This window comes from Taibaiella soli (assembly GCF_003236175.1).
Classification (GTDB): Bacteria; Bacteroidota; Bacteroidia; order Chitinophagales; family Chitinophagaceae; genus QKTW01.
In genome coordinates, this window is the sequence record NZ_QKTW01000019.1 from 152,236 (window position 1) to 164,979 (window position 12,744).

Sequence of the window (12,744 nt, forward strand, 5' to 3'; positions counted from 1 at the left end):
ATTTTTTATACACTGCACAAAAGAAACGAGCGCAGACAGCAAGAGCAATCACAAATCGCCAATATTCAATCTCAAATAGTATCGATTCCCCATTGCTTCATAGCATCATTGCTGAAAACCTTTATAGTAGCGGGATCCATGATTTTTGCGCGGGCTGCGAGGAAACGAGTAAGGTTATTGCCATACATTCTATTCATTCGTACGGGATTGAGCTCATTCATTTTTCCCCAGTGAAAAGTAAACGGAATATTGAGTTGCTCTAAACGATTCCAAACTGCTGTATAAAACTGTTGCGTGGCCTGCGATTGTACACCATCCAGCTCCAGCACGCAACTCACGGGATCGAAATGCGTGAATGCCATTGTTGCTTTGGAAGATTTCACAAAACGGAATGCAAACAATCCGGCAAATGGTCCGGCTGTTTTATTAATGTCAATAAGCACGGTCGCTACTGTCTGCACCTGCTGTACCGGAAGCCCAATCGCTGCACTGGACACCTTTCCCCAAATAGTAGTGTTATTGAAAATTTCGCCAAGGCGCCCAAATTGTTTTTCGTAAAGTGTCAGACTCAATGCCAATACTTTATTAGCAACAATTGGAATAGCACCTGGCAACATGTCGGAAATTTTGCCGATAAAAGCCGGCGCATCATCACCCGGCCCAATGCCTGCGCCATTTGGCTTTGGCGGTGTATAATCGCTGCGGTAAGGCCGTTTATACATGGTGGTTAAATAAGCACCTTTATCGAGATCATACGGATTCAGCATCGTCTGAAAATGGAAAGGCTTTTCGGTGGTATAAGGAAGCTTCGGATTTTTAAAATCTAGCGCGGTAACCATCTGCGTCCAGGAGGCGTCATAAGGCACACGACGTAAATACGCTTCCAGTAAATAATCGTCTTCTGTCTCCAACAACACGCCATGCACAAAACCAAATGAACCAAAACTTACTAAAGCTGCGTAGAAAACTTCATCATCACGTACGAGTGTTGCACCTAATTTATCGGCAAATGAATCAATCAAAACCGGGTAAGACGCGCGTTCCAACCAGATATGTTTATCTGGTCCTGTGATAATATGCAAACCAACTACCGCATCTTGCGTGGCGCCAAACCCAATGGCGGCGCCATGTGTACCCGTTGCAATCGCGCCTGCAATCGTCTGACCATTACTTGCACCACAAGCGGATAAAGACAATCCACGTTGATGCAAAAAATCATTCAGTTCCCAAATCCCGGTCCCACACTGCGCCAAACAAAGTTTTCGCGGATCTCCTTTATATGCCGGAGAAGCGCTGGCTGCCGTGATCGTAAAACGGATATTGAGCAGTTTTGTATTCAGCAGAATCCCTTTAGTTGCAGCAATAGGCGACAACGACCAGTTTCCTCCCAAAACACGCAGCGTTGTGTTTTTCGCAATCGCGTCTTTAATAATTTGTTGAATGCCTTTGGTGGTATCATTATAAATCTGCAATGGCGAGCCAACGGTTTCATTCGCGAGATCATAATAATCTGCAACGGGCTGTGTGATGTTTAAATGCTGGTTGCTCCAGGTAAGCGGACCGTGTTTCAGGATTTTCATAAACGGATGATGTGGCTTGTTGAAAAAATTGAATTACAGTGAATCAGTAATAGCGCAAGGTTTGGAGCACTTCCAATAAACGGTTGCAGGGCAATAAATACCTAATGTAACCACTGACAGCAGTGCGTTTCCGAAACCCACTTTAAATCGTACTTCCGAAACGCCTAATACACCCAGCGAGTCACAAACAGGCGTCTGTATAATCTGCGGGTTGTTGACATTCCCCCAAAACAGGCTATAGACTTTTTTATGGTTCGGATAAATATCGTCGGTGGATGGCTGTGCATGTGTTGCCACACGATAGGAATAGCAACTGCTCAGAAAAATACAACAGCCAAGGAACAATGTGGTGATGAGTCCGCGGGAATACATGGATTAATCTTTTATTAAATATAACAAAAGAATCGCTGATGTCTGCTTTTCTGATCGCTGATTTGGGTGTTATCCAAACGCGCGTAGAGACGTAGCATGCTACGTCTCTACAACATTCAATCAAAAACAAACAAATTATTGTGCTTTAAACTAAGAGCGATCCCAGAACATTGGTGGCTGAATACCCAATGCACGCAGATACACAAATGCCTGACCACGGTGATGGATTTCATTATCGATGAAGTACAGAATGGTTTTAAAGCCGGGATTTTCATACTGCCCAAATGCCATCTGTACCTCCTGGAAACGACCTTCAGGAATCTGTTCCCACAAATCATTGATCTGACGGGTGATTTCATCCCATTGTTTTAAAACTTCTTCTTTGGTAGTGCTTTTTGCTTGTCCTCCGAAGGTTTTCCATTCGTTTGTTACAATACCATAAATGCCAGGGCCACACATTTCCATCATTTCATTTACCAATTCTGAAAACGGACGCATACCACCGATGGAAAAGTTGAAGAATTCTTTTTCCGGAAATGCTTCAATGGTTTTACGTGTCAGTCTGCGGTGACCTTGCCATTGTTCCAGAAATTCAGCAGCAGTCATCACTGTTGTTGTTTGCGCAGTCATAGTCTTGTTTTCCATTTGTCTAAGCAATTTTTAGTTTTTATGAGATTTGATTTCTGATACAAAGTAAAAACCGGTTAGTGACAGCCTTATGTCAACAAGTTTTTCCCGGCAATAAATATTTTGCCTAAAGCCTAAAGTGCAAAACCTATAGCTTGAGCAGAACGATGCAGGTATTGATGACATTACACTGGAAACCTTATTTGCAGGGATGCCTCCTGCCGTCGAAATGACCATATTATTACATAACCCAACCGCTCACAACTGACCATTCACAACTCACAATTCGGATTTTAATTTTTGAGCGGAATCGAAGTCACACACGCCCTTTCGACCCCGATCAAACTGACAAAAGCGCGCAAGCTTTCAGCTTTAGGCTTTGAGCTTTAAGTTATCTTTGCTTATGGCCAAACAAAACACCATACAGATTGACCGCTCTGCTTTCGATTTTCTGAATACACTGAAAAAGAACAATAACAGGGAATGGTTTAATGAACATAAAGATCTTTATCTGCGCGAGACCGGAAAGATAGAAGCCTTTGCAGACGCCCTGTTACAAGCGTTAAGCAAGCATGATGAGATAGAAACTTTGTCTGGCAAAAAAGCATTACACCGTATTTACAGAGATACACGTTTTTCGAAGGATAAGACTCCGTATAAAACCAACTGGAGTGGCGGCTTTACACGTGCCACTAAATTCCGCCGCGGTGGTTACTATTTTCATATTGAGCCGGGCAACAGTATTATTGCAGGCGGTTTCTGGGCACCTAATAATGATGACCTGAAACGTGTTCGCGATGATATTGCTTTTGATCCGGCGCCGCTGCAAAAAATATTGAAGAGTAAATCTTTTGTGAACACATTCGGTGAATTAAAAGGGGAACAACTAAAAACAGCTCCTAAAGGTTTCGACAAACAACATGAAGCTGTTGATCTGCTGCGCTTCAAACAATACCTGCTCATTCGCCATTTCTCTGATAAAGAAGTAATGAGTCCGGATTTCCTGGAACAAGCGAATCAGACGTATAAAAATATGCGCCCGCTTTTTGATTACATGAGCATGGCTTTGACAACGGATGGAAATGGGGAGTAAGCCTCCTCTAACTCCTCCGAAGGAGGAGGACGCCCTGCACGATGATCTGGCTTAGACTGCCCTTTCTTGCCTACTTTTTTGGCATAAAAAAGTAGGGGCATGATGGTTCAAAGCCAGACTTGAAGGACTATTGCTAAATCAAGGTGTCATTGTCTTTTGATTAGCTCGGTCGCCCTTTACTGGTTAGGATCTTGCATTTGATAGTCTTCTTCTTTCGCTTTCTTCATTTCCAGTTTGCCGAATTTGTAGGTAAAGCTCAAGCCAAATGAACGATACGGTAATTCGCGTACACTGTAAGAAACATAATTGGCATCGGTAATTGTAGTAACCTGCCTGATGTATTTATTAAACGGATTGGTTGCGGTAATACCCAGACTTGCTTTGCGATTCCAGAATTGCTTGCGCAATGCAAATGTGTAAGTGAAAAATTGCGGTGTCTTTCCCTGAATATTATGCACCGATGAATTGTAATTTCCAAACGCCTCTGCCACGAAATCTTTATTGAACTGATAGCTCGCATTCAGATTAAAGCGACCATCGAAACCATTGGTGGTGGCGCCATCGGCAAACTGATTTATGATTCTCCGGTTGGATAAAAAGATATTGGCACGCAAGTTCAGTTTATTGATCGGTAGCGATCCCGAGATGCTGACACCCGCTCTGATTTCTTCACCAATATTCTGTCGATTGGTAACTGATACATTGTGGTACACAGAATCACCCACCGGATAATCGGTATAAAATGTAGTGTAAGGTTTGATGTCGTCTGTATTTTTACGATAAACTAATGCCACATAAATATTGCCTCCTTTCTTAAAACCACGACTGTAACCCAGTTCGAAATTATCCCCTATTTCCGGCTTCAGCTGCGGGTTGCCGGTCGTAATATTGTACGGATCACTCAGGTTTACAAACGGATTCAATTCACGATAATCTGGTCGTTCGATGCGATGCGAATAAGTAAGCTTTAATGTTTGTCCTTCACTCAGTGAATGCGCAAACATCAATGAAGGCACAAAAGTATTGTACGACGGAATGCTCGTATTTGCGAAATCAATTTTAGTATCTGTATGTTCGAAACGCGCACCTGCTTTTACATCCAGAAATTTCCACAACGTAAAATTTGAAGAAAGATACCCGGCATAAATATGACGATCGTATTTCATGCTGTAGGATTGTGTCGGATCCGACAGATATTCGTTAGACGATGGGTCCAGTGTTTCTACGCTGGCGTCACTGTTGATATGCTGCAGTACTGTTTTTACACCGCCTTCTAGTATCAGTGTCGTCCCGACCGGTTGTGTGTAGTCTATGGAGATATTTGTTTGATAATCTGTTCCCGGATTAATGCTCGATGAACCTGCAAAAGGGGTTTCCATTCCAGTATAAGTCTGCTCTTGCGAGTAGTTGGAATGGTTCGCTCCGAAACTGGCACTATACAATACATCCAGCTCTTGTTGTTTCCGCTCGAATGTCTTTTTATAACCGACGCTCCAGTCTGTAGAACCGGAATGAAATTTACTGGTAAAATTGCGCGAGCTATACGCATCAGAAAGAGAAGCACCGCTTGCGTCATAAGTTGTTTGCTCCTGCGATGTATAACCCGGGCTGCTGTTTGAAAAATAGTTGTAGCTCAAGGATGCTGTGATATTGTCTTTCGGCGTGATACTCCAATCCATGCCGAGTCCGGCTGCATAACCATGTCGTTGCAGATCGGTGTAGCCATTTTGTAAAAGACGCGAGGTAGTGTTATTGATTGTATCTGTCGATGTACGGTCCTGCGAATTCAATGTGCGGGAATTTAATTGGGCATTGCCATTTACATAAGCACTGATGCCCCAGTTACCATGACGAATATTCAGATTCACCGAACCATTTTGCAAGCGCGTACCACCCGATAAATTTACATTACCGTTAATGCCCTGCATTTTATTATCCTTCAGTACTATGTTGATAATGCCCCCGGTTCCCTCCGCATCATATTTCGCACCCGGACTGGTAATCACTTCTATACTTTTAATCTGACTCGCCGGAATCGCTGCCAGCGCGTCTGTAATGCTATTACCAAACACACTGGATGGTTTACCATTAATCAGGAAACGGATATTGGTATTACCGAGAATATCTACATTACCGTCCACATCCACATTTACCTGCGGCACTTTTTTCAGTACGTCTAATGCTACGCCACCTTGTGAGGTCACATCATTCGCAGCGTTAAAAATGATCTTATCAATTTTGTTTTCCACCACCGGCGTCTTCGCCACGATATTCACCGCTTTGAGCATATGCTGCGATGATTGCAGAAAGATAGTATTGAGCATTGCCACCTGATTCTGACTATTCAGAACCACGGCAAGCGTATCTCGTTTGTAACCCATAAAATCGATGTACACGGAATAATTACCATTGGGTAAGTCGGTCACAACAAACAATCCTTTGGTATCGGAAGTACCACCGTTCACCACTTTACCTGTTTTGGAATCTGCTACAGTTGCTGTTGCATATTCAATCGGCTGTTTGGTAGCCGCATCATAAATCTTACCTGTAATCTTGCCATTCCCCTGCGCAACTGCCTGCAAACAAAGCAATAACATCGTTACTGTACTCAATAAAATTTTCATCTTCGATCGCAATTTCTAAAACCAGTGCAATGCTAATGTTACATTCTGGAGAAATTTTGGTTTCCGTCCCCCATTCTACAGTTTTCGTACAGATTTGCCGGCAAGCTTGCGTCCGGTTTTAAACTGGTTTCGCAAAAAACAAAGCATGATACCCAAACAGATATTCCGTAATCTGCTCCCGGCATTGGCCGGCGCAGCATTTTTTACTGCCTGCCATTCCACGAATAAAACAGCACATCAATCAAAAGATGGTTTCTCATTTTTCGTGTTGGGTGACTGGGGCAATAAAGGCGGTGGCTCGCAGATTCCCGTGGCAAATGAAATGATTACACAAAGTGCTGCTTACAAACCATCGATGATTCTGACAGTAGGTGATAATTTCTACGAAGACGGCGTAAAAGATTTACAAGATGAGCACTGGCAGCTTTCTTATGAAAACGTTTACAAAGACCTTACGAAAAAATGCGCCTGGTATGTGGCGCTGGGTAATCATGATTATCGCGGTAATGTAGATGCAGAACTGCAATACCACACAGTAAATCCAAACTGGAACATGCCTGCGCGCTATTACACGTTTGTAAAAAATATCAGCGATAAGGTCAAAGTGCGCTTCATTGTTTTAGATACGGATCCATATGCAGATAGTTACTACACAGACCCAAAATATAAAGGTGTATTTGCCGGCCAGGATACCGCTGCACAAACGCGCTGGGTAAAGGAAACACTGGCTGCATCAAAAGAGCAATGGAAAATTGTGATCGGCCATCATCCTGTGTATTGCCTGAAACCAAAGGCTGGCGAAATAGAAAGTCTGAAAAAAGCGATGGAACCGCTTTTCAAAGAGTACGGCGTACAAGCCTATATCTGTGGACACGATCACATCATGCAGTATCATACACCGGCAGGCAAAACAGGTTATATCATTTCGGGCGCCGGTGCGAAACCAACACCTAAGGAAAAACAGAAAGAAAGTTTCACAGCTTTCACCGCAGGTGTACCGGCATTCACGGCTATTACCATGACAGAAAAAGAACTACAGTTCAACTTTATCGATACAACCGGAACGATTGTTTACCACAACTCCATTAAACAATAGCGATTCTGTATTAATTGGGGAAGTGTCCGGCGGGCGGCGTAAGTCGTCCGCTTTTTTTAATAGCAAAAAGGTTGTCTCAAATGCCGAGACAACCTTTTCCTATTCTGAGTGGTTATTTTGCGATAGCCTAACACTCAGATAAGTTTCACTCTTTCTTATTTATTACAATTTGGAAACCCGATATGATTCGTTAAGCCCCTTATTATTTTTCAGATGAACAATGTAGGTACCAGGTACTAATGATGCAATATTGATTCCGTAAGATTGTCCATTTTGGAATGATACCGCCGGAATACTATTGATGTGTCTACCGGTGATATCTGTTATTTCAATATCAGCGATTACATTATCCTTGCCTGTATAGTTGAGGTTGACAAAATCATTAGCGGGATTTGGGTAAACGATAAAACTCTGAGGAGCGGTTAAATTAGCTGTTCTCCATAAAGTAGGGAACAAACCATTGTCCGGATGATCAGTATCAATATGTACATCGTAAGAAACATTTCCATACACATGGTCGCCATCCGCATCTGTTGTTAATTGACGCAAATAAATGTGTTGGTCATCGATATTAGATGGCACATCGGCACCTCTGAACTGGAAAGTAATACCGACGGTGAATGCTTCACCCGGTGCTAACGAAATATTATCGAGACGAAGCGGCGTAGCCGGATCATAAGTAACTGATTTTTTCTCCGGATCAATGATCCCGTAGCTGCCCATAGCACCTGCTGCAACCCAGCGATCAAAAAGTACGGGATCAAGTGTCAGCGTGGCGTACATATAATCGGAAAGATTGCCTGCAAAATGCTTATTGATATCTTTGGAAGTCAACAATTGGAGGCTGAATATCTGACTACCTTTATCTGCGAACTCTGCATTAGAGAAAATAACCTCATGATAAATTCTTGCATGAGAGCGACCCAGGTTTACAATAGCAGTATTACGAGTAACAATGTTATTGTTGTTCTTCACATTGGTTGTAGTGTTAGCCACTTCTGCAGTAGCCATACCATAAGGAGCTATGTTTGATTCCTGAATTCTCGCCAGCAAACAAGCATCAACAGACTGAGGGCTTCCGGCGTAGTTGTTAGGATTAATCGGATTCCAGGACATCGCAATTGTAAGGTCTTGTCCGGCTGCGATAGATGGCAAGGCATATCCGGTGCTACTGTTGGTAATTTCACCGCCAGCAGCAGTAGTACCCGGAGGCGTTGTATTGCTTGGTGCAGTAGCGGTGGTCCATGCACTAGACCATGTTTCGCCAGTACTGGCTTTGGTCCAGTACACATGCAGGTTAGTACCTGTAGCTGGCGAAGCAGCACAACCGAGGTTGCGGATATGCACATACACATAGTTTGGATTGCCACCACTAAAATATTCGGGCTCTTGGTTAGCAGTAATACCATCCTGTATTTTACGATTCCAGATATCTGGACTGTGCCAGATTTCCCAATCGCGTGGATCAACGGCGTCCTGATTGTTTGGTTCTTGATACATATCGTAAGGAGAATCTTTCATTGCCAGGTCATAACCGCTTGTTTTCATCTGGAATTTCACCACTTTGGAAGCAACTTTAGGTACCGCGCTAGCATCTGTTACCTGCAGCACGTAATAGAATAAACCGGAGTTAGATGCCCCCCATCCTTGATCCTGATCAATATGCGGGCTGGCAGCAGAGGTATAATCGATATGCATGGCATTATTACTAACCGGCACCCAATTGTAACTAAAAGGAGGTGTGCCGTTAGCAATGGTAACAGAAAGTTGCGGGCCTTGTCCTGATTGGAGCTGCCATTGTCCGGGATTACACAACGAATTAATGTCTACGCTGCTTACATACATGGTCTGTGTGGCAGGGTCGTTACAATCAAACGTCTTTGCAGCACTTACGGCGCTGGCCGCATTCAATCTACCAGCACCCAACTTACCTGCAAATGGAATATTGTAAGATATCTGATCAATATGAGTTGCATTTTGTTTCAGGATATATTCTAACTGATAGGCCGATAAACAAGGATTAGGTTTATTAATCTTATTCGCAGCCAGCATCAAAGCTGCAGTACCCGTTACTAATGGCGCCGATAACGATGTTCCATAATACCCCTGACTGTATAGAGGGTTACCAGAAGTGGGACTGGGGTCATAATCCAATGTCTCAGAGTAATAACCTGGTGCACTTAGATCTACGCGGTTATTATGAACGGTAGACAGTGGCGTAGTCCCTAACGGATTTAAATAATGTACGTCTTTAACAGATGCACTGCTGCTGCTGGCAGCCGCAACATCAATCTTCTGGCCTACAGCTGTCACGGAAAAGTTATGATCATATGAAGCTGGAAAATAATAGCCATCAGAGCCGCAGGCATTTGCGGCGGCAGCGTTAGGACCTGACAAGTCGCCATTACCGGCCCCAAATACTGTAAACGTATTGTTTTCATAAATTTCATCGTAGACCGCTTGGCCCAAACCATGGCCCCAGAGATCAAACTGTCCTGCATTTTCGCAGTTAGACAAACCGCTTTGTATCCAGCTGCCATTCAAAACTTGCATCCCGGCATTAGACAAAGTCAACATACCATTATCGGTCATATCCGTACTGATATTTACCATGGTTTTGTAACCAATACTTGCCAGACCTATACTGTTGCCTGTTTCCCCTCCGATAAGACCCGCCACTACAGTTCCATGATCTGCTACACTGCCCGCATTTGGGTTATTACTGTAAACATTACTGATTTTGTTTTGCAGCTCTGGATGGTTGGTATTCACAAACCCATCGGTCATGCCCACTAGAATGGAAGGGTCACCGAGAGTCACATCCCACGCTTGCTGTGCGCCTATAAGATCTAACGCATATTGATTACCTCCAAATACCAGCCCATAATCGTTGGGCGTAAAACACTGCACAGCTGTTGGCGCAGGCATCGGATTCACAAAAATGCCGGGATAATTCTGATGAAGGGAAGACAGAAAATTAGGGTCGTCGATATACACAGAATAAACCTGTCGCAGAAACTCAAATCTGGAACTTGGAAAGGCTTGGGAAAAGCCAGTGATATTGTATAACGACGCCCCAAAATTAAGATCGGATTGATTAAAACGATAACCATGTTGGGTAGGATCATAGTGCGGCACATAATTTACATCAGTAACCGTAATGTAGTAATGTGTCTGCTCCGCTCTGAGCTGGGAACTGCCCAAAAGCAGTAACAAGGATAGGAATTTTCTTCTGACTTGTTTAGTCACGGGTTTTGAATTTTTAAAAATGAAAGAATAAAAGAATCCTATAGCGCCGCGAAACGGCACTTCAATTAGGTAGGTATGTTAATATGTTATGTTAGCTGCTATTTCTTCAAAAAACGGGCATAAAATATTTGCCCATCAGAAGCTTTAATAGTGATCAAATAAAAGCCGGGAGCATACTCTGAAAGATTAAGAACACGTGGTTGTCCGTTTACCTTCATTTGAGTGATAAGATGCCCCTGTATATCCACTATAGTCAACGCTCCATTCGTAGGGGGAGAAATTATGGTAACTGACTCATCTGCGGGATTCGGATAAACATGCAACTGATGTACTATAGTATTTGCAGGTTGTTTGATGACTGATGGATGAGATTTAAAAAGATAACGCATTAAAAATGGCTCGCTGCGAATATAGCCACCAACCAGAATACGTCCGTCATTATAAAGATGCAAAAGATTAACTCTATACGGATTTGCAACAGCTATAGTATCCAGCAACGTAAGTATACGACCATTGATACCGAACGTACTGTCTGTACTTCCGTCCGTTTTGATACGGCGAAGCGAACATTGATTACTATCTGTAATACCTGCCGTGACGATATTGCCGGATAAGTCTAACGCGACGCAATGTGCTTCATGTAAGTCTCCATTCACCGAACAGATACCAGTGTGATCAAATGTCGTATCCAAACTGCCATCTGTATTATATCTTACTAGTGCTATTCCCAAACCGCCAGCGCCGCATTGCAGTATTTTACCATCAGGTTGCAGTTTGGCATCTCTCCCAAATTGGGCCCAGCCGCCGCCCACATAGGTATAGGCTTTGCCGGTACGATTAAAGCTCGTATCTAAGCTGCCGTCGTTGTTATAACGTACCAGTATAAACGCTGTTGACTGAATAGCTGTGACAAAACTCTCTCCTGAAACAATAACTTTTCCATCGGGCTGCAATAGCAACGACCGCATCATAATATTGTTATAATTACCAGCTCCCGGGCCATTAAAATTTGTAGTGACGGTACCATTAATACCAAAAGAGCTATCGGGGCTACCATCTATGTTATACTGGTACAGCACGATCTCGTTTTGATAGGTACCGCCGGCTATAATTTTATTTCCCGTTAATGCAATCTGAATATTAATATCGAGAAGAGGCGAAACTCTGCCATTACTACCAAATGCAGCGTCAGTTTGCCCATTTTGCAGGCAGCGCTCCAGGTATTTACCTCCAGTAAGGATTTTCCCATCAGGTTGAACAACCATACTGGTCGCACCATTCATCTGAAAAGAATCAATACGTTTGCCAAAAGCGCCAAAACTGCTATCGACAACACCGCTATCTGAATACTTTATTATTAAACGGCCACCAGCGCCCCAACCGGATGCTATTATTTTACCATCCGGAAAAACAGTCATTGCATCAAATTCTGCGTTACTGTAAACAGAATCAATAATTGTGACCACTTTTCCACCATTGCCGAAGGAAGAATCAAGTTGTGCCTGTACCGGCGTACAGACAAAAAAGAAAATTGTAAAACTGACTAGAGATAAAAATGTTTTCAAGGTCATTGATAGTTTTGGTATGGCTGTAGGGTTAACGAAGAGCTAAAGTAAACCGACATAACGACAAGAACGACACCCCGAAAGAATTTCAAGAAAATCAGAAATCAGGACAGCTAAATATCCCAGAGAATTCGAAAAAATATCCCATAATGATAAACCATAAAAGACTCCTAGCTATTGGACTTACCATTTGACGTTTCCATATAAAACTATCCCTCGTCCCGAACCAGGCTATCGCTCAATTGGACCGGGTCAGAGGTGGTTATTTTAACAGTATAATATGGTTTTAAACGCCCAGTTATTGGTTACCAGACACAGTGCAAGGTGGTTGAAGAGCAGATGGTACCCGGTTAATTTGATGATCCTACCCGGTTGGGAACGGAATCCTTTTGGGTTAATAACCGCATAAGGGGCGGTTCTATCAAAGCTGTTACCCGGTTAAATTAAGGGTGCAGACTATTTCCGGACGGTATTGAATGCAGTTCGTCACTGGGTACAACCCTATAAAATACAGAAAGGAGACCTCTTCTGGTCTCCT

General features: G+C 43.1%; 8 protein-coding genes. 2 read left to right on the forward strand and 6 right to left on the reverse strand.

What is annotated here, in order from left to right; translation table 11 throughout:
- Positions 1-71: 71 nt before the first annotated feature.
- From DN068_RS14730 to DN068_RS14740, 3 genes are all read right to left on the reverse strand, one after another.
- On the reverse strand, positions 72-1,580 hold the full coding sequence (locus DN068_RS14730) for an FAD-binding protein (RefSeq protein WP_110999696.1): 1,509 nt from the start codon (positions 1,578-1,580) through the stop codon (positions 72-74).
- Between the two features lie 33 nt (positions 1,581-1,613).
- A complete protein-coding gene (locus DN068_RS14735; protein ID WP_110999697.1) occupies positions 1,614-1,952 on the reverse strand; it encodes a Bor/Iss family lipoprotein in 339 nt (112 codons plus the stop codon).
- A 150-nt stretch (positions 1,953-2,102) separates the two neighbouring features.
- Positions 2,103-2,597 carry a DinB family protein gene (locus DN068_RS14740; protein WP_110999698.1) on the reverse strand — a complete coding sequence of 165 codons (495 nt, stop codon included), beginning with the start codon at positions 2,595-2,597 and terminating at the stop codon, positions 2,103-2,105.
- Positions 2,598-2,982: 385 nt separating this feature from the next.
- Between DN068_RS14740 and DN068_RS14745 the strand changes: the two genes are divergently transcribed.
- Positions 2,983-3,672, forward strand: a complete 690-nt coding sequence (locus DN068_RS14745) for a DUF2461 domain-containing protein (protein ID WP_110999699.1) — start codon at positions 2,983-2,985, stop codon at positions 3,670-3,672.
- Between the two features lie 176 nt (positions 3,673-3,848).
- Here DN068_RS14745 and DN068_RS14750 read toward each other — a convergent pair whose 3' ends face one another.
- A complete protein-coding gene (locus DN068_RS14750) occupies positions 3,849-6,296 on the reverse strand; it encodes a TonB-dependent receptor domain-containing protein (RefSeq protein ID WP_110999700.1) in 2,448 nt (815 codons plus the stop codon).
- A gap of 145 nt (positions 6,297-6,441) precedes the next feature.
- On the opposite strand from DN068_RS14750, the gene DN068_RS14755 reads away from it, so the two are divergent.
- Positions 6,442-7,392, forward strand: a complete 951-nt coding sequence (locus DN068_RS14755) for a metallophosphoesterase (protein WP_123985360.1) — start codon at positions 6,442-6,444, stop codon at positions 7,390-7,392.
- 162 nt (positions 7,393-7,554) lie between these two features.
- Here DN068_RS14755 and DN068_RS14760 read toward each other — a convergent pair whose 3' ends face one another.
- Together DN068_RS14760 and DN068_RS14765 are read right to left on the reverse strand one after the other, a co-directional pair.
- A complete protein-coding gene (locus tag DN068_RS14760) occupies positions 7,555-10,608 on the reverse strand; it encodes a S8/S53 family peptidase (RefSeq protein ID WP_123985361.1) in 3,054 nt (1,017 codons plus the stop codon).
- Positions 10,609-10,739: 131 nt separating this feature from the next.
- Positions 10,740-12,206: a T9SS type A sorting domain-containing protein gene (locus tag DN068_RS14765; RefSeq protein WP_165836408.1), complete on the reverse strand. Its 1,467-nt coding sequence runs from the start codon at positions 12,204-12,206 to the stop codon at positions 10,740-10,742.
- Between the last annotated feature and the right edge of the window lie 538 nt (positions 12,207-12,744).

Coding starts and splice junctions, on each gene's coding strand:
- DN068_RS14735 (WP_110999697.1), bottom strand. CDS start 1,952: ATGTATTCCCGCGGACTCATCACCACATTGTTCCTTGGCTGTTGTATT.
- DN068_RS14745 (WP_110999699.1), top strand. CDS start 2,983: ATGGCCAAACAAAACACCATACAGATTGACCGCTCTGCTTTCGATTTT.
- DN068_RS14750 (WP_110999700.1), bottom strand. CDS start 6,296: ATGAAAATTTTATTGAGTACAGTAACGATGTTATTGCTTTGTTTGCAG.
- DN068_RS14755 (WP_123985360.1), top strand. CDS start 6,442: ATGATACCCAAACAGATATTCCGTAATCTGCTCCCGGCATTGGCCGGC.
- DN068_RS14730 (WP_110999696.1), bottom strand. CDS start 1,580: ATGAAAATCCTGAAACACGGTCCGCTTACCTGGAGCAACCAGCATTTA.
- DN068_RS14740 (WP_110999698.1), bottom strand. CDS start 2,597: ATGGAAAACAAGACTATGACTGCGCAAACAACAACAGTGATGACTGCT.